This window comes from Thermodesulfovibrio aggregans, from assembly GCF_001514535.1.
GTDB classification, from domain to species: domain Bacteria; phylum Nitrospirota; class Thermodesulfovibrionia; order Thermodesulfovibrionales; family Thermodesulfovibrionaceae; genus Thermodesulfovibrio; species Thermodesulfovibrio aggregans.
This window is the reverse complement of sequence record NZ_BCNO01000001.1, coordinates 881,825-900,389: the sequence shown is the minus strand read 5'-3', so window position 1 is coordinate 900,389 and position 18,565 is coordinate 881,825. Positions and strand designations below refer to the sequence as shown.

Genomic DNA, 18,565 nt, shown 5'->3' with positions numbered 1-18,565 from the left:
TATCTTAGAAAGAAAGATGAAAAGGAATGTCTTTTTGAAGCTAAGAAAATATATAGTGCAGAGAATTTAAGAGAGGCAAAGAGAAACTTTCAGTTATGGGAGAGCAAGTGGGGTAGACTTTATCCTAAAGCAGTAGAGTGTATAAGGAAGAACTGGGAGCAATTGACAGCTTTTTACAAGACTCCGAAGAGTTTATGGAAGAAGTTAAGAACAACAAACATAATAGAGAGGGCATTTAGGGAAGTAAGGCGAAGAACGAGAACTATGAGTTGTTTTAATAATGTTGAAAGTATTGAAAGAATAATTTTTGCAGTGATAAGCCATTTAAACGAAAAATGGAGGAATACACCTATTTATGAATTTACACAAAATTATTGACATTACCCTTTACAGCTTCTTATAGCAAAACCACCAATCGTAGCATTCGTATTGTTTGGTCCTTTCTTGAGCTGTTTTAACATCAGATGCAGGAGGAATGATAACTTTATCTCCAATAAGTTCATTGTTGGGCCAGCCTGCAGGAATAGCAACTTTATTTGCATCAGATGTTTGCAAAGCCTTTACAACTCTAACAATTTCATCTATGTTTCTTCCAACCTCCTGAGGGTAGTAAAGAACAAGTCTTAATATACTATTTGGATCGATTATAAATACAGCTCTTATAGTGTTTGTCCCCTTAGCTGGACTTATCATGCCAAATGATTTTGCTACCTCTCCCATATCGTCTGCAATGATTGGAAATGTTATCTCTACACCAAGCTTTTCCTTAATCCATTCAACCCATTTGATATGAGAAAATACCTGATCAATTGAGAGACCAATTAACTCACAGTTTAGCTTTTTGAATTCTTCAGCTCTTTTCTGAAATGCAACAAACTCTGTAGTACAAACTGGTGTAAAGTCTGCGGGATGACTGAATAACACAACCCACTTGCCCTTATAATCTTCAGGGAAGTTAATGATTCCGTGCGTTGTTTTAACTTTTCTGCTTTCAATTTTTTCTCCTAATAATGGCATCCTAATTTCCATTTCTCCACCTCCAATTATATTTTATAAAAATTATAATATAAAATTAATTAAAAGTCAATATTGAATTTTATAAGATGCTAATGTTATTATTTAAAAAATACAAAAGAGGAGAAGAAAAGATGGACAATGACAAGAAGATGATTCCTTATGTCTGTGGAAGATGTGGATATATTTATGATACTCAAAAAGGAGACAAAAAGGGGAAAATCCCGCCTGGAGTTCCCTTTGAAGATTTGCCTGAAGACTGGGTTTGTCCTCTCTGTGGAGCAAATAAAAAAATATTTAATCCAATGCTTGGTTATTAAGAATTCTTAAAGGTATTTTTTTACATAATCGGCGATACTAAACTTTCTCTCCAATCCTTTATCGCTCATATAACGAATTTTGCCAAAAATTTTTCTTTCTTGCATGGGTCTATCAAAGTTACCGAAACACCAGGATATTCCAAGATATCCATTTGGATCTCTACCGTCTAAACCATACTTATCATTGAGATAGCAGGCAATATCAAAAGCGTTTTTCGGCTCAGATGTCCACTCTATTATCTTTTTGCACCAGTACATTCTCATGTAGTTATGTATTTTCCCTGTCTTAAGAAGTTCCTTCTGTGCTGCATTCCAGTAAGGATCGTGAGTTTTTGCTTGCTCAAAGTCTTCTAAATTGTATTCATACTCCCTATAATCTCTTTTGTGTTCCTGTAAAGTCTTTTTTGCCCAATCTGGTATTCCCTCATATTGATTATAAAAAGGATTATACCAGCAGAAATTTCTTGCAAGCTCTCTCCAAATTATCAGTTCATCAAAAAATGATTTTACATTTTCATCTTCTCTGTCATAAAACCTTAAAACTTCTAAGGCTATTTTCAATGGAGATATCTGTCCGAAATGCAGATAGGGGCTTAAGTTTGAGGTGTAATCTTTTGTGGGATCAGATCTAAACTCTCTGTATTTGGGTAGTTTTCTTTCTATAAATATTTTCAACCTCTTTTCAGCCTCATCACTGCCACCTACAAAGTACTTTTCTACAGTTGAAACTGTTTTATCTATATTTAACATGTTTAGGATTTCTTCCAAATTATCTAACTGTAGCCCTTCAATATCGAGATCGAGGGAATTAATCTTTGGTTCAATTTTATCGAGAGGTTTTAAAAAATTTTCTAAAATTTCATATATTTTTTTTCTGTAGATATAAGCATAAGGAATCTGTTGAGTGGCTATAGTCTCAATTGGCACTAAAACATCACTTTCGACTTCATAAACTGCCACATCTGACTTTTTTGCCACTTCTATTCGCCAGTTTCTCTGAGTTTTAAGATAGTTTCTATCTAAAACTATACAGGCTGAGTTTTTACCAATATCCAGGCATCCTTCTATGAAACTCTGTTTTCTTATTATAAATTTTATTCCTCTTTTTTCTACTTTCTCTTTTGTTTTTAGTATTCCCTCAAGCATAAATCTGTAATATCTCTGATTTGAGTATCTATACTTATCAGTTATGAAAAAGGCAACTATGACTGGCTTGCTTAGGGAATTGGCTTTTTCTATGGCAAACTCTAAGCTATGATTGAAGTCTTCTCTCTGAGAAACTTCCATGCAGTAAAGAACAAATTTTCCATCCTTTTTATCTTCACGATCATTAATTTTTTTAACTCTTCCCTCAAACACGTAGTTTAATCCTGATATACTTATTTCACACAATCACTAAACTAACAAAAAGTCTTGATAATATGGCAGTTGTAACTTTATTTTCAATCGATTTTTTGCCTCAACTGATTTGCTTCTTCTATAAATTTTTTGATCTTTTCAATTTCTCTTTCAGAAAGCATCTTCTTTATCTCATCAATCTTTTTTAAAAAAATTTCAAGGCAATGCAAAATATTTTTCTCATTCATCATAAAAATATCCGCCCAGACCTCTGAAGAGCTTCTGGCAATTCTTGTTGTGTCTTTAAATCCAGAGCCTGAATACTTTATGAAGTTTTTATCCATCTCTGAAACAGTATTTACAAGACAAAATGAGACTAAATGGGGAAGATGACTTACGAGTGCATAAATTCTGTCATGTTCTGCTGGGCTCATGAACTCAACAGATGCACCTGTTTTAGTCCATAGTTTTGCTATTTTTTCAACGGCCGATTTATTAGTATTTTCTGTAGGAGTAATAATTACTCTTGATCCCTCAAAAAGGTCTTCTCTTGCATGCTCAAATCCTGCTCTGTCCGAACCAGCAATAGGATGTGTTCCAACAAAGTAAACTCCCTGTGGCATGATTTTCTCAAGTTTATTGACTACTGCCTCCTTTACACTGCCTACATCTGTAACCACTGTGCCTTTTTTAAGATAAGGAGCCATTTCTGATGTGATTTCCTCGAATACTCCCAGAGGTGTTGCAATAACAATAAGCTCTGCCTCACAGACCTCTTTAAGTGAGTCAGTGTAGCTATCTATTATGCCGAGTTCACAAGCTCTCTTTAGTCTTTCCTTATTTCTTCCAAATCCGATGATTTTATTAACTAAGTTTCTTCCTTTTAACGCTAAAGCTAAGGAGCCTCCGATTAATCCGACTCCAATAATTGATACGGTATTAAATCCATCCTCCATTAAACTTCCCTGCCAACAGCTTCTGCTACAGCCTTGACTTTTTTCATCATCTCTTTAAACTGCTCTGGGGTAAGGGATTGCTCACCATCAGAGAGAGCTTCTTCAGGATTTGTATGAACCTCAATCAATAGCATGTCCGCACCTGCTGCAACTGCAGCAACTGCCATTGGTGTAACAAGGTCGCGCTTTCCAACCCCATGACTTGGATCAACTGCCACTGGTAAGTGACTGAGTGACTTAAGGAGTGGAACAGCGCTAAGGTCAAGGGTATTTCTTGTAGCAGTCTCAAAGGTTCTGATTCCTCTCTCACAGAGTATCACTTTTTCATTTCCTCTTGAAAGAATATACTCTGCAGCCATAAGAAGTTCTTTTATTGTTGCAGACATTCCTCTTTTAAGTAACACTGGTTTGTCAACTGAACCTACTTCCATAAGAAGTTTAAAATTCTGCATATTTCTTGTACCAATCTGAAGAATATCGACATAATCAATCATTACATCTATGTCTCTTGGATCCATTATCTCACTTATTATTGGAAGTCCTGTTTTTTCTTTTGCTTCTTTGAGATAATTGAGTCCTTCAATTCCAAGCCCCTGGAATGAATAGGGCGATGTGCGGGGTTTAAATGCACCACCTCTTAAAAATGAAGCTCCAGAAGCCTTAACTTTTTCAGCTATATCAAGCAGTGTAACTCTGTTCTCAACAGCACAGGGACCAGCTGCAACATGAACCTTTTTACCTCCAATCTGTAAATCGTCCACTTGAATTACTGTGTCAGTCTTTTTGAAATCTCTGCTTGCCAGTTTGTAAGGCTTGAGAATTCTTACAACATCCTCAACCCCTGGTATTGCTCTTATAGCATTTTCCTCGTCTTCTGTTACCTTTGAAGTATCTCCAATTACTCCAATTATTGTTCTCTCTGTTCCCTTTGAGACGTGCGGTTTTAGACCCTTTGCTTCAAGTTTTTTTACAATTCTTTCAATCTGCTCTTCGCTTACATCAGGTCTTAATACAATGATATCCATATTTCAACCTCCTAAAAATTTTTTTAATGCTTCAATAAAAGCTTTATTTTCTTCTGGCAAACCTATGGTTACTCTTATTTGATGAGGTCCCACAGGTCTAACAATAACTCCCTGTCTGAGAAGATAGTCAAAAACTTCCTTAGATGAAATGCTTTCAGGCAGGATTATATAAATAAAGTTTGTTTGAGTGGGAAGATACTGAATTTCTTTTATTTTATCAAGCTCAGAATAGAGATATTGTTTGCCTTTTTCGTTGATTGCCAGAACTTTATTTAAATGTTCTTCATCTTTCAAAGCAGCTTCAGCAGCAATCTGAGCTATGGTGTTTGTATTGAAAGGTTCCCTTATTCTATTCATCTCTGTAATGATTTCTTTTTTTGCAATTCCATAACCAATTCTCAAAGATGCTAATCCGTAGGCTTTTGAGAAGGTTCTTAAAATCATTATATCTTTGCCTTCTTTAAAATAGTTTAGAGTGTCAGGATATTCAGGTTCTGTAACATATTCATAGTAGGCTTCATCTACAACAACAAGTATGTCTTCTGGAAGAGCTTTCATGAATCTATCAAACTCTTCAGCATAGTTCATTGTACCTGTTGGATTATTTGGATTGGCTATGAATACAATTTTTGTTCTTTCTGTTATCTCATTAAGCATAGCATCAAGGTCATGCCTCCAGTCTTTAAGAGGTATTTCTTTTGGAATACCTCCCTGTGCAGTTACACTCATAGCATAAACAACAAAAGAGGGTGTTGCCATAACTGCCTCATCGCCAGGTCCTATGTATGTTTTTACTGCAATATCAATAAGTTCATTTGAGCCATTTCCGAGAATAATCTCATCATGGGTAATTTTTACTCCTTTTTTAGTAAAAAGTTCACACAAAGCGTTTTTAAGGTAGAAACCACTTCCCTCTGGATATCTTGCAAGCTCTACAGGATTTGATAGAAACTCTCTGATAGCTTCAACTACTTTTGGTGAAGGACCAAGAGGATTTTCATTGGAGGCAAGTTTAATGCATTGTTTTATCCCGAGTTCTCTTTCGACCTCTTTAATGGGTTTTCCCGGAATGTATGGTTGAATTTTCTGCACATACGGCAAAGGTTTAATCATAAAGCCTCCTCCGCACCCTTACGGGTAATTCACCCGCCCTAATGGGCGATTCAAAGTTCAAGGTTCAATGTTCAAACATTGGATATGAGCCGAGATGAACAAGCTCTATACAGTAATCTTTGACTTTTTCAAGAGTTTTTATTACCTCTTCATCTTCTATATGTCCTGTAAAATCGACAAAGAATATGTACTCCCACTTACGCATCTTTGCTGGACGGGACTCTATTTTTGTAAGATTTATATTTGCATCTTTGAAGGGCTTTAAAGCATTGTAAAGGGCACCGGGCTTGTCCTGAAGAGAAAACATTATTGAGGTTTTATCGGAGCCTGTCTTACCTGGAAAACTTTTTCCGATAACAAAAAACCTTGTATAGTTGTTTTTATAGTCTTCTATATGTTTGGCAACAAACTTAAGTCCATAAATCTGAGAGGCAAACTCACTTGCAATTGCTGCAATTTCTTCATCAATACAGGCTTGTCTTGCTGCCTCTGCTGTTGATGCGACATCATAAACAGGAATATTAGGCATGTTTTTGTTTAGCCACTCTCTGCATTGAGCTCTTGCATGAGGATGAGAGTAAATTTTCTTTATTTTTTCTCTTTGCCCACTACGGGAAAGAAGGTGAAGGGTTATAGGGATTATTATCTCTCCTGATATTTTTACTTCATACTGCATGAACATATCAAGAGTATATGTAACAGTGCCCTCATTTGAGTTTTCAATTGGAACAACGCCGAATTTTGACAATCCCTTTTCAACTGATTCAAATATGCTTTTAATGCTGTCTCCTGGTTCAAACCGTGCAAAGCTTCCAAAATACTTTATCGCTGCAAGATGAGTGAATGTTCCTTCAGGACCAAGATAGGCTATTTTTTGTGATTCCTGAAGTGCCAGTGTGGCTGAGAGAATCTCTCTAAAGAGAGTTTTAATCACCTCATCAGAGAAAGGACCTTTATTTAGTTTTATAATTTTATCTATTACACTTTTTTCCCTAACGGGATCATAAAAAGAAAGGCCTTTTGCCTTTTTGGTTTCTGCTATTTCTATGGCAATTTTAGCTCTTTCATTTAAAAGTCTCAGAATTTCTACATCAATTTTATCAATTGTGTCCCTTAACTTCCTCAATTTTTCATCTACCATTTTTTATTCTATCACAGAATATACAGAATATGATAAAATTTTAAAATCATGGAAAAGCAGGATTTGATGGATAGAGTATTAAACTGGATAGCCTCTCACGATGATGAACCTCCTTATCTTCTTGTTGATAGGGAAACTTTAAAAGAGAAAATATCACTAATTGGAAAAGGAATTAAAAACTCAAAGGTCTTCTACGCAGTAAAAGCCAATCCAGACATAGAGGTTATTAAATATCTGAATAACTTCAACATAGGCTTTGAGATAGCTTCTGAAGGAGAGCTTGCAATTTTGAGTCAACTTAATGTTAATCCTCAGAGAATAATAACAAGCAATCCAATAAAGACATTTAAGTTTCTTAAAGAAGCAGTAAAATATGGAATTGACTACTATGCCTTTGATTCTCAAGCAGAAGTTGAAAAAATGGCAAGATATGCGCCGAATAAAAAAGTTTATGTAAGACTTTCTGTCCCAAACGAAGGCAGTGAATGGCCATTGAGTAAAAAATTTGGAGTTGAGATAGAAGAAGCTGTAGAGTTACTCATATATGCGAAACAGAAAGGACTTGAGCCTGTAGGTATAACCTTTCATGTAGGATCCCAATGTAGCAATATTTACAACTGGCACACTGCAATAGATAAAGCAAGACAGGTAAAAGAGCTTGCTAAAAAAGCAGGCATTGAGATAAAAATGCTTAATATTGGAGGCGGATATCCCATTGAATATACAAAGAAAGTACCTCCAATAGAGACAATAGAAGCTAAGATTAATGCACTTCTTGAAGAGTATTTTCCTGATACCGACATTTTCATTGAACCCGGAAGAGCGGTTGTTGGAGATGCAGGAGTTTTTGTCTCAAGAATTATTGGTAAAGCTAAAAGGGGAAATGAGAATTGGCTTTATATAGATGTTGGCGTTTTTAATGGATTGATGGAAAGCATAGGAGGAATTAAATATCAGTATATAGTTGGAAGCAGAGGAGAGGAAAAGCACTGGACAATTGCAGGTCCAAGCTGTGATAGCTTTGATGTCATAGACAAGGAAGTTTTGCTTCCTGAACCAGATGTGGGAAGTCTTATACTTATTCTTGCTGCTGGAGCATATACAATATCCTATGCTTCAGAATTCAATGGATTTTCCATACCAAAAACATTTTTAATTTAGGAGGATACCATGATTAAATTTTTCGAGAAGGACCCTTATGCTCCAATACAGTATGTGTATGATGTGGAAAAGGTTCTTTACAAAGGGAAAAGCAAGTTCCAGGAAATAATGGTTTTTGAAAATCCTTATTTTGGGAAAATTCTTGTACTTGATGGTGTCGTTCAACTTACCGAAAGAGATGAGTTCATATATCACGAGATGTTGACACATGTTGTTATGCATGCTCATCCAGAGGCAAAGACAGTTGCAGTTATAGGAGGTGGAGATGGTGGTGCAGTAAGAGAGGTTCTTAAGCATGACTGTGTAGAAAAACTTTATTTCATAGAAATTGATGAAGAAGTAATAAATACATCAAAAAAATTCTTTCCCTCTGTTTCCTGCTCTATAGATGATCCAAGAGTAGAGATCAGATGTATGGATGGCGCAGAGTTTATAAAAGAAATGAATGAAACTCTTGATGTCATAATTGTTGACTCTACTGATATAATAGGTTTTGCCAAAAGTCTTTTTACAGTTGAGTTTTTTAAATCAGTAAGAGATGCTTTAACAAAAAATGGAATGTTTGTAACACTATCAGAGTCCCTTATCTTTCACAAAGAGCTCGTATACGAAGTCCAAAACTCTATGAAACTTATTTTTCCTATTGTTGACCTTTATACTGCCTCTATTGCTACCTATGCAGGAAACTGGTGGAGTTTTTCTGTTGGTTCAAAATCTTTAGACCCCCGTGAGATAAGAAAACCTGTGAAAGTTTCTACAAAGCTCTATACAGAAGAGTTACACAAAAGTTGTTTTCTGCCCCGCGATATTTATAAAAAACTTTTAAATAAACAGCTTGACTGGTAAAAGTATTTGACTTTTTTAAGAGTTTCATGATAATTTTTAAATGTTAGCACTTAAACATGGAGAGTGCTAAAATGGAAAAATTTATGTTTGATGAGAGAACTAAAAAGGTATTGTATGCGGTTGTAGAGAGTTATATTGAAAAACCAGAACCTGTTGGTTCGCGCTATATTATGAAAAAATATGGATTTGATGTTTGTTCTGCAACTATAAGAAATATAATGTCAGACTTGGAAGATGCTGGCTTTCTTTTTCAGCCACACACTTCAGCAGGAAGAGTCCCTACAGACAGAGCATATAGATTTTATGTGGACTATATAGTTGAGGAAGCTCTGACTGCTCACTCTAACGAAATTAAAAAATTCATAGAAAGCTTAACAAAAAAGTTGAAAAAACTAAGAAACAATATGAATTTACTTTTTTCGGAAGCAACTCAAAGTTTATCTCAGGCTACCCATTATTTAGGTTTAGCTGTTTTGCCAGCTACAGAAAAAACCGCATTGCATAGAGTAGATTTCATTAAATTTAAAGATGATCTTGTTATAGCAGTTGTTGTTAATGATAAAGGTATTGTAAAAAATAAAATCATAAAAGCTTATCCAGAAATAACCCAGAATGAACTTAATAGCCTGGCTGATTTTGTGAATAGAAACTATCAGGGAAAAACCATAGATGAAATAAGAGAAGACCTCATTGTCAGGATAAAAAAAGAAAAGCTTTTCTGGGATAAACTGATTACGAAGATTTTAAGGATGTGTCAGGAAGCTCTATATTTTTCAATAGAAGATGTTTATGTATCAGGATTCTATCAGATAATGCATTTGCCTGATTTTTCTGATATTGAAAGACTTAGAGAAGTTGCGAAGACAATTCAGAATAAACATATTCTGTTAAAACTCTTTGAAAATATCTCAGAACAAGAGGAAGTAAAGATTATTATAGGAGAGGAGAATCCATTGGAAGAACTAAGAAATTTTAGTATAGTCGCTTCACCATATAAAGAAAAGGATAAATCACTCGGTGTTATTGCTCTGGTTGGTCCTAAAAGAATGAATTATCAAAGAGCAATCATGTTAGTTAATGCCTTTGCAAGGTCATTAACAAGAACGCTTTCAGATTAGGAGGTGGAGAAATGGAAGAAGTAAGAAAAGATGAGATGAGTGATAAAGATGAAATACAAGAAAGTAAAAAATCTGAAGAGATTTCCTATGAAGGTGCAGCAATTGAAGACAAACCAAGGGATATCATTGAAAATCTTCAAAATGAATTAGATCAACAAAAAAACAAGTATTTGAGACTATATGCTGAGTTTGAGAATTATAAAAAAATGGTTCAAAAGGAAAGAGACGAATTAATAAACTATGCCAATGAAAAGCTTATTAAAGATTTGCTTCCAGTTATAGATAATTTTGAATTAGCCATAAAACATGCATCAGATGGATTGAATTCTCAATGGCTTGAAAGTTTAAAGAAAGGAGTTGAAAATGCTCTTAAGGAATTTCTGCGAATATTAGAAAAATACGGATTAAAGCAAATGGAAACTGTTGGACAGGTCTTTAATCCAGAGTTGCATCACGCAGTCTCTACAGTGGAAACAACAGATGTTGATGATAACATAGTTGTAGAGGAGTTAAGGAAAGGATATATGTATAAAAATAAGCTACTAAGAGAACCTTTGGTAGCTGTTTCTCGTAAAGTAAAGCCTTCAGAGGAGGGCATGCACCCTTCGGGTGCTCAAGACACAACTAAAAAGGAGGATTAAACAATGGGAAAAGCAATAGGAATAGACCTTGGAACAACAAACTCTGTTGTTGCCGTTGTAATAGGTGGTGAACCGGTTGTAATACCAAATCAGGAAGGACAGAGAACAACACCTTCTGTGGTAGCTTTTACTGATAAGGGAGAAAGATTGGTTGGACAGGTTGCAAAAAGACAGGCAATAACCAATCCTGAAAATACAATTTTTTCCATAAAAAGATTGATGGGTAGAAAATATAACTCTCCCGAAGTACAGGAGGCAAAAAAGAGACTTCCCTATAAAATTGTAGAAGCTCCAAATGGAGATGCTCATGTGGAAATAATGGGTAAAAGATACTCTCCACCTGAGATATCAGCTATGATTCTTCAGAAACTCAAACAAGCTGCAGAGGACTATCTTGGTGAGCCTGTTACAGAAGCAGTAATTACAGTTCCTGCATATTTTGATGATAGTCAGCGTCAGGCAACAAAGGATGCAGGTAGAATTGCAGGATTGAATGTTTTAAGAATTATCAACGAGCCAACTGCTGCAGCTTTGGCATATGGACTGGAAAAGAAAAAAGAAGAAAAGATTGCAGTTTACGATCTTGGTGGTGGTACTTTTGATATCTCCATTCTTGAAATCGGAGAAGGTGTAATTGAAGTTAGAGCTACCAATGGAGATACCTATCTCGGTGGCGATGACTTTGATATAAGAATTATGGACTGGCTTATAGAAGAGTTCAAAAAACAGGAAGGGATTGATTTACGTAAAGACAGAATGGCTCTTCAGAGACTTAAAGAAGCTGCAGAAAGAGCAAAGATTGAGCTTAGTTCTGCAATGGAAACAGAGATAAATCTTCCATTTATAACAGCCGATGCATCAGGTCCAAAGCATCTACTTATGAAACTGAGCCGTGCCAAGTTTGAACAGCTCGTTGATGATTTAATAGAAAAGAGTCTTGAACCATGTAGAAAAGCTCTCCAAGATGCAGGACTTTCACCAACACAGATAGATGAAGTAATTCTTGTTGGGGGACAGACAAGAACTCCTAAAGTGCAAAAAGTTGTTCAGGAATTCTTTGGAAAAGAGCCTCACAAAGGCGTTAATCCCGATGAAGTTGTTGCTATTGGTGCAGCAATTCAGGCAGCGATTCTAAAGGGAGAGGTAAAAGAAGTTCTTCTTCTTGATGTTACTCCTCTGTCTCTTGGTATTGAAACACTTGGTGGAGTATTTACAAAGATTATTGAGCGTAACACAACAATCCCAACCAGAAAGTCTCAAATATTTACAACCGCAACTGATAACCAGACTGCTGTTACAATCAAGGTATATCAAGGTGAAAGAGAGATGGCTGCAGACAATAAACTTCTTGGTGTATTTGAACTTGTTGGAATTCCTCCTGCACCAAGAGGAGTTCCGCAGATAGAGGTTACTTTTGATATAGATGCTAACGGAATTTTACATGTTTCTGCAAAAGATCTTGCTACAGGAAAAGAACAGTCAATCAGGATTACTGCTTCCAGTGGTCTAACAGAGGAAGAAATTAAAAGAATGATTAGAGAAGCTGAAGCTCATGCAGAAGAAGACAGGCGTAAAAGACAGCTTGCAGAGGCAAGAAACGATGCTGACAACATGATATACACTGTTGAAAAAACACTAAGAGAGATGGGTGATAAAATTTCAGAAGATGAAAAGAAGAGGATACAGGATGCAATTGAAAAATGCCGTAAGGTCAAGGATACAAGTAATGATGTAAATGAAATAAAGGCTGCGGTAGAGGAGCTTGCTAGAACTTCTCACCGAATAGCTGAAGAGCTCTACAAAAGAGCAGGGACCTCACAGGCAGGTGCTTCTTCCGAGAGCAAAAAAGAGGAAGATGTAATTGAAGCTGAGGTAGAGGATAAAGATAATAAATGAAAGACTATTACAAGATTCTTGGAGTAAGCCGGGACGCCTCTCAGGAAGAGATAAAAAAGGCGTTCCGGCGCCTTGCAAGACAGTATCATCCCGATCTAAATCCAGGCAATAAAGAGGCTGAAGAAAAGTTTAAAGAGATAAATGAAGCCTACGCATGTCTTAGTGATCCTGTAAAGAGAGCAAACTATGATAGATATGGCACAGCAGAAGGAGTATCTTCAGGATTTGGATATGAGAGTTATACAACCTTTACAGACATATTTGAAGATATATTTGAAGGATTTTTTGGGAGTTTCGGATTCACGAAAAATAGACCCAAAAAGGGTGCTGATTTAAGATATGATATTACAATTACGCTGGAAGAGGTAGCTAAAGGAGTTGAAAAAGATATCAGATTTTATCGCTGGGAAATATGCGAAACCTGTGGTGGCTCCGGAATAAAACCTGGTAGTGAACCGCTTATATGTTCCTCCTGTGGTGGCACTGGCTATATCAGATACAATCAGGGATTTTTCTCAGTATCAAAAACATGTACAAAATGTGGTGGTAGTGGAAAAATTATTAAAGATCCCTGTTTTGATTGCTCTGGAAGAGGTAAGGTAAGGGTAGAAAGGGAATTGAAAATTAAAATTCCAGCTGGTGTTGAATCAGGAAGTAAATTAAAGGTTACAGGTGAGGGAGAACTAGGTGAATTCGGAGGTCCAAGAGGTGATCTTTATATTTATGTAGATGTTAAGGACCATGAGTTCTTCAGAAGAGAAGGAATAAATCTTTATTGCTCAGTTCCGATTTCATTTGTGAGAGCAGTTTTTGGTGGAGAGATTGAAGTTCCAACGATTGATGGTAAAGCAAAGATAGAGATACCCCCAGGAACTCCTTCAGGCAGAGTGTTTAAACTCAAAGGCAAAGGACTCCCAAGAGTAGGGGGTACACATAAAGGAGACCAGATTGTAACTGTTTATATTGATGTACCTAAGAAACTCAATGAACGTCAGAGAGAACTTCTTGAAGAGTTTGCAAAGGTATCTGGAGAAGAGATTAAAAAGACTTCAAAGGGTTTGAAAGAAAAGATAAAGGACATTTTTTCAATGTAGAGGTATACATGAAAAGAAAGTTCAACGTTCAAGATTCAAGGTTCAACTTCATAATTTCCCTTTTTTTAATCTTCTCTGTGACAGTTTTTTTACTGTCATGTTCAGGAAAGCCTGAGAAAACTTCAAAGTCTATATTAGTTTATACAAGTCTTTATCCTCTTGAAGAGTTTACAAAGTGGATAATTCCAGAGGCTCAGGTTGAGAGTTTAATGCCTCAGGGAGTTGATCCTCATAATTTTGAGCCTTCCCTAAAGGATATTCAAAAACTTTCAAACGCAGACATGATAGTTTATCTTGGAGATACAGATATTGACCGATGGCTTGATAAAATAAGAAACGAATTTACTCAAAAAGGAGTAAAGTTGGTCAGGCTTCAGGATAGCATTCAATTTAGAAAATACTCTTCATCAAATGAAATAGACCCTCATATATGGTTAGATCCGGTATTGGTTACAGAAATGATAAAAGCTATAAAAAATGCAGTTGAGCAGATTGCACCTGAAAGAAAAGAGCTTTATGAAAAAAATTTTTCAATATATGAGGCAAAGTTAAAGGAACTTGATAATCTTTATAAAAAGGAGTTATCAAACTGTGCCTTGAAAGATGTAATAATTACTCATGAATTCTTAAATTATCTTCAGGCAAGATATGGATTTTACTCTTACTTTATTGTCCATGAACCAGAACAGGAGCCTTCTTTAAAAAAAATAAAACAACTTAAAGAGGTTATGAAGAAAAACTCAATCGACTATATTATTTCTGAGCCTGAAGGAGATAAAATTGCTAAAGCCTTATCAGAAGAAACAGGAGCAAAAATATTAAAATTTAACACTCTTCATACTTCATTGCCCCAAAATAAGATTGATTACTTTCATACAATGCATGAAAATCTAAAAACCTTAAAGACTGCATTAAAATGCCAGTAAGTGCTATTACTTTAAAAAATGTTTATTACTCATTTGACAGCATTTTTGTACTTGAAGATATTAATCTTGAAATACCTGAGAGATGTTATCTTGGAATCATCGGACCAAATGGAGCAGGGAAAACGACTTTGCTCAGACTGATACTGGGTATAATAAAACCTCATAAAGGTGAAGTATTGATCTATGGAATGAGACCGCAGGATTATTTAAAATCACAGACTATAGGATATCTTCCTCAAAGAATATCCCAGACCATATATGAATTTCCAATTACCGTAGAAGAACTTGTTAAAAGCGGATATGAAAGAATTAAAAAGCATCATATTGATTGGGCTCTGGATGTTTTCAAGATTTCCCATTTAAAAAAGAAGTCACTGAGGGAACTTTCTGGTGGTCAGCGACAAAAGGCATTTCTTGCAAGAGCTATTGCCTTACAACCAAAAATTTTACTACTTGATGAGCCAACTACATACATAGACCCTTATTCAATGGATGAAGTTTTTCAAATACTTGAGGATCTTAATCAGAATTTTGGAATTACAATAGTTGTAGTAACTCATGATATAGCAACTTTTGCTCATGAAGTAAACTGTATTATGTGTTTGAATAGAAAAGTTGTATGTCTTGGTGAGCCTCAGAGAATTCTCAAAGATGAATATATGAAGATGTTATATCCTGAACAGGCGGTTTTTCTTCATAGAGATGTTTGAGATTTTTGAGTTAAACATAATAAAAAGGGCTTTTATAGTTATAAGTTTTATAGCGCCTTTAGCTCCGATTTTTGGAGTTTTTTTGCTATTGCGCAGATATGCCTTTTTTGCAGATACTCTTGCTCATGTTGGTTTTTTAGCAATTGCATTAAGTATTTTTTTTAAAATAAATTCTCTTATTTTGCTTATCTTCTTAAGCATTATGGTGGCTATTTCTGTTGAACAGCTCAGGTCAAGAGACAGGCTTCCAGCAGAAGGTTCTCTCTCATTTTTTCTTTATGCCGGTGTTGCCCTTTCAGTAGTTTTTATAACTTTTGCTGAAAATACTGGTTCAATAATGAGTATACTTTTTGGAAGTCTCTCTACTGTAACAAATGAAGATGTTTACCTTATTATTGCCACTGCTTTAGTTTGTTTGAGTTTTTTATTTAAATATCATAAGAAATTGCTAAATCTTTGCATTGATGAAGAAATAGCTCATGCCTGTGGAATTAATACAACTGTTGTTAAAATGCTCTTTGCCATTGCAGTAGCTCTTTCAATTTCTATCTCAATAAAAACAATGGGAGCTCTATTAATTGGTGCTCTTATGATTATCCCTCCACTGACTGCAATGCAATTCTGTAAAACCCTAAGAAACACCGTAATTTTATCAGTTATTTTTTCTCTTTTATCATCCTACGCAGGAATTTTTCTCTCCTATTATTCAGGAATTCCTCTTGGTGCAGCAATCTCAACTGTTTTGATTTTTTTCTTTTTAGTTTCTTTAATTTTTAAAGTCTTTAAATAAGTTTTATTTTTCATTCTTCTTTTCTTCATCTTTTTCTTTTTTCTTAAACAACTCTGACATCTCTTCAAGCTTTTTCATGACAAGATAGTTTATAGTGCCTTCTGGATATGTTCCATCCGGTTTAAGTTCACCTGCTGGCATATCTGTAAGAATTTCAAGCCCTTCCTCTGCATAGTCAATAGCATAGATATGGAAAGCACCTTCTTTAATAGCTTTTTGAATTTCCTCCTTTAGCATAAGATGTCTTACATTTCTTCTTGGAATAATTACTCCATGAGTTCCATCAAGTCCTCTGATTTTACAAAGTTCAAAAAATCCTTCAATTTTCTCATTTATTCCACCGACTGGCTGGACCTCTCCTCTTTGATCCATAGAGCCTGTAACAGCAATGTTTTGTTTAAGAGGAATTTCAGCGATGCTACTTAAAAGTGCATAAAGTTCAGCACAGGTAGCACTGTCACCTTCTATCATCTCATAAAGCTGTTCAAATGTAAGAGATGCGCTCAGACTTATTGGTTTTTTAATTGCATATTTGCTCCATAGATAGCTTGAAAGAATCATAACTGCCTTTTCATGAATCTTTCCAGACATCTTTGTTTCTCTTTCAATGTTTACAATTCCTGCCTTTCCAAGATAGGTTCTTGCAGTAATTCGTGAGGGTTTACCGAAACTATAATCACCAAGGTCAATAACAGCAAGCCCGTTAATCTGCCCAACTTTTTTGCCAGATGTTTCAACAATCAAAACATCCTCAAGAATTAACTCTCTAAGTTTTTCCTCTATACTTGCTGATCTATAAATTTTCTGTTCAAGGGCTTTATTTACATGCTCAGCATAAACTGTATCTTTTCCATCTTTTTTGGCCCAAAAATGGGATTCTCTTATGAGGTCTGCAATGCTGCTGAATTGAGTTGAAAGCTTTTCCTGATGTTCTGCCAGTCTAGAGCCATATTCAACAATTTTAGCAACTGCCGATTTATGAAATGGAAGAAGTCCTTCATCTTTTTGACAGAGTGCAATAAACTGGGCATATTTTTTCATATTTTCTTCGGTTCTTGGCATTCTTATATCAAAATCTGCCTTGACTTTAAAAAGCTCTCTGTATTCTTCATCATAGTTGTAAAGTATGTAATAAAGAAATGGTGTTCCAGTTAAAATGACCTTGACATTCAATGGAACTGGCTCTGGTCTCAGAGTGGTTGTGGTTATAAGTCTATATTGTTCCCATACATCTTCTATTCGTATTTCTTTGCTTCTCAATGCTCTTTTTAATGCATCATAGGAAAAGAGATTTTTAAGGAGTGAAAGAGCATCTATTACAATATATCCTCCATTTGCCCTATGAAGAGAGCCAGGTTTAATCATTGTAAAATCAGTAATTGCCATTCCATATTGAATTTTATACTCAATTCTTCCAAAAAGGTTGAGATATGTAGGATTTGGTTCATATATAACCGGAGCTCCCTGAGTTGAAGAATTATCGACAAGAACATTCACGCTGTATTTGGAAAAAGAAACTTCCCTCTGAATTTTCATGAAAGGAGGCATAGGTGGGACAGCCTCTTCCTGAATTTTAAAATCCTGAAGATTATTTAGGATATCCTCCCTGACAGCTTCAAGATAGTGTACTATTTTTTCGTTAAAAGAGTATTTTTTCTTAAGCTCTTCAATTGGCTGCTCTATCACATCAAGTGCAATCTGACGTTCAAGTCTTATGAGCATATCTTTTACAAGTTTTTCCGCTTCTTTAACAGCTCTTACTACGTCATCGAGTTTTTCCTGAAGCATTTTGCCAAGTTCATCAATTTTTTGTCTTGTATCGGGATCAAGTGCCTGAAACTCTTCTTCTGTAAGAGGCTCTCCATCTCTCTTGATAGGAACAATTATTAGCCCTGCAAGAGCTTTACGAATTGCAAAGCCTTTTGTTCTTGCTTCTTCTTCTACCGCAGAAAACCATTCCTTCTGCTTTTGCTGAAAATCTTCAAGAATTTTATTTCTTTGTTTATCATACTCTTTTGATTCAAAAGCCTTTGGAATTTCTACTTTTAATGTGTTAACAAGATTTTCCATGTCTTTCTGAAACTCTACTGCCTTACCAGCCGGTAAACTAATAGCAATTGGAGCATCAGGGTTTTTAAAGTTATATACATAGCACCAGTCAGGTGGCACAGGTTCCTGTTTTGCTTTTTCAGAAAGAAGTGTTCTTATTGCCCGCATTTTTCCTGTGCCCTGTTCACCAAGGGCATATATGTTAAAACCCTTTGCAGGTAAATTTAAACCGAATTCTAAGGATGCGATGGCTCTGTCCTGTCCAATTGTTCCTGTAAGTGGTGGCAATTCTTCAGTTGTTTCAAAATCAAATATTTTGTCATCACATTTTTTATAGACTTCTTCTGCCTGTAGTTTTTTTGCCATTTCTGTCCCCCTTCGCCATATTTTTCATATTATACCATTAAATTTTGCCTTTGACATGCAA

At 35.5% G+C, this 18,565-nt stretch carries 18 protein-coding genes; 11 read left to right on the top strand and 7 right to left on the bottom strand.

Annotated elements, in window-relative coordinates; genetic code table 11:
- Positions 1-378 (top strand): transposase (locus TAGGR_RS04545; RefSeq protein WP_173636695.1); only part of this gene is annotated, 378 nt, incomplete at its 5' end.
- Positions 379-387: 9 nt separating this feature from the next.
- Here the strand turns inward: TAGGR_RS04545 and TAGGR_RS04540 are convergent.
- Positions 388-1,029 carry a peroxiredoxin gene (locus tag TAGGR_RS04540; RefSeq protein ID WP_059176160.1) on the bottom strand — a complete coding sequence of 214 codons (642 nt, stop codon included), beginning with the start codon at positions 1,027-1,029 and terminating at the stop codon, positions 388-390.
- Positions 1,030-1,148: 119 nt separating this feature from the next.
- Here TAGGR_RS04540 and TAGGR_RS04535 point away from each other — a divergent pair, with 119 nt between their 5' ends.
- Positions 1,149-1,334: a rubredoxin gene (locus TAGGR_RS04535; RefSeq protein ID WP_236698899.1), complete on the top strand. Its 186-nt coding sequence runs from the start codon at positions 1,149-1,151 to the stop codon at positions 1,332-1,334.
- Positions 1,335-1,340: 6 nt separating this feature from the next.
- Here the strand turns inward: TAGGR_RS04535 and TAGGR_RS04530 are convergent, their stop codons facing one another.
- The 5 genes from TAGGR_RS04530 to pheA all read right to left on the bottom strand — a co-directional run bounded on the left by TAGGR_RS04530 (position 1,341) and on the right by pheA (position 6,907).
- Positions 1,341-2,693 (bottom strand): deoxyribodipyrimidine photo-lyase, encoded by a 1,353-nt coding sequence (locus tag TAGGR_RS04530; protein WP_059176159.1) that lies wholly within the window; start codon positions 2,691-2,693, stop codon positions 1,341-1,343.
- Positions 2,694-2,776: 83 nt separating this feature from the next.
- Positions 2,777-3,628 carry a prephenate dehydrogenase gene (locus tag TAGGR_RS04525; protein ID WP_059176158.1) on the bottom strand — a complete coding sequence of 284 codons (852 nt, stop codon included), beginning with the start codon at positions 3,626-3,628 and terminating at the stop codon, positions 2,777-2,779.
- Positions 3,628-4,653, bottom strand: coding sequence for a 3-deoxy-7-phosphoheptulonate synthase (aroF, locus tag TAGGR_RS04520; protein WP_059176157.1), 1,026 nt, complete (start codon positions 4,651-4,653; stop codon positions 3,628-3,630). The genes TAGGR_RS04525 and aroF overlap by 1 nt, the downstream gene beginning before the upstream one ends.
- Positions 4,654-4,656: 3 nt before the next feature.
- Positions 4,657-5,766 carry a histidinol-phosphate transaminase gene (gene hisC / locus TAGGR_RS04515; RefSeq protein WP_059176156.1) on the bottom strand — a complete coding sequence of 370 codons (1,110 nt, stop codon included), beginning with the start codon at positions 5,764-5,766 and terminating at the stop codon, positions 4,657-4,659.
- 64 nt (positions 5,767-5,830) lie between these two features.
- Positions 5,831-6,907, bottom strand: a complete 1,077-nt coding sequence (gene pheA, locus TAGGR_RS04510; protein WP_059176155.1) for a prephenate dehydratase — start codon at positions 6,905-6,907, stop codon at positions 5,831-5,833.
- A gap of 66 nt (positions 6,908-6,973) precedes the next feature.
- Here pheA and TAGGR_RS04505 point away from each other — a divergent pair, with 66 nt between their 5' ends.
- From TAGGR_RS04505 to TAGGR_RS04465, 9 genes are all read left to right on the top strand, one after another.
- On the top strand, positions 6,974-8,068 hold the full coding sequence (locus TAGGR_RS04505) for a type III PLP-dependent enzyme (protein WP_236698898.1): 1,095 nt from the start codon (positions 6,974-6,976) through the stop codon (positions 8,066-8,068).
- A gap of 9 nt (positions 8,069-8,077) precedes the next feature.
- A complete protein-coding gene (gene speE / locus TAGGR_RS04500) occupies positions 8,078-8,914 on the top strand; it encodes a polyamine aminopropyltransferase (RefSeq protein ID WP_059176153.1) in 837 nt (278 codons plus the stop codon).
- Between the two features lie 71 nt (positions 8,915-8,985).
- Positions 8,986-10,032 carry a heat-inducible transcriptional repressor HrcA gene (hrcA, locus tag TAGGR_RS04495; RefSeq protein WP_153000446.1) on the top strand — a complete coding sequence of 349 codons (1,047 nt, stop codon included), beginning with the start codon at positions 8,986-8,988 and terminating at the stop codon, positions 10,030-10,032.
- 11 nt (positions 10,033-10,043) lie between these two features.
- Positions 10,044-10,673 carry a nucleotide exchange factor GrpE gene (grpE, locus tag TAGGR_RS04490; RefSeq protein ID WP_059176151.1) on the top strand — a complete coding sequence of 210 codons (630 nt, stop codon included), beginning with the start codon at positions 10,044-10,046 and terminating at the stop codon, positions 10,671-10,673.
- 3 nt (positions 10,674-10,676) lie between these two features.
- Positions 10,677-12,569, top strand: a complete 1,893-nt coding sequence (dnaK, locus tag TAGGR_RS04485; RefSeq protein WP_059176150.1) for a molecular chaperone DnaK — start codon at positions 10,677-10,679, stop codon at positions 12,567-12,569.
- Entirely contained in the window at positions 12,566-13,663 is a 1,098-nt protein-coding gene (gene dnaJ / locus TAGGR_RS04480) for a molecular chaperone DnaJ (RefSeq protein WP_059176149.1), read from the top strand. Before dnaK ends, dnaJ begins: the two co-directional genes overlap by 4 nt.
- A gap of 8 nt (positions 13,664-13,671) precedes the next feature.
- Entirely contained in the window at positions 13,672-14,589 is a 918-nt protein-coding gene (locus TAGGR_RS04475) for a metal ABC transporter substrate-binding protein (RefSeq protein WP_059176148.1), read from the top strand.
- Positions 14,580-15,299: a metal ABC transporter ATP-binding protein gene (locus tag TAGGR_RS04470; RefSeq protein WP_059176147.1), complete on the top strand. Its 720-nt coding sequence runs from the start codon at positions 14,580-14,582 to the stop codon at positions 15,297-15,299. The genes TAGGR_RS04475 and TAGGR_RS04470 overlap by 10 nt, the downstream gene beginning before the upstream one ends.
- Entirely contained in the window at positions 15,292-16,089 is a 798-nt protein-coding gene (locus TAGGR_RS04465) for a metal ABC transporter permease (RefSeq protein ID WP_059176146.1), read from the top strand. The genes TAGGR_RS04470 and TAGGR_RS04465 overlap by 8 nt, the downstream gene beginning before the upstream one ends.
- Before the next feature lie 3 nt (positions 16,090-16,092).
- On the opposite strand, the gene TAGGR_RS04460 is transcribed toward TAGGR_RS04465, so the two are convergent.
- The gene (locus TAGGR_RS04460) at positions 16,093-18,504 is read right to left on the bottom strand and encodes a Lon protease family protein (protein WP_059176145.1); all 2,412 of its coding nucleotides are present in this window, start codon (positions 18,502-18,504) and stop codon (positions 16,093-16,095) included.
- Positions 18,505-18,565: the final 61 nt, after the last annotated feature.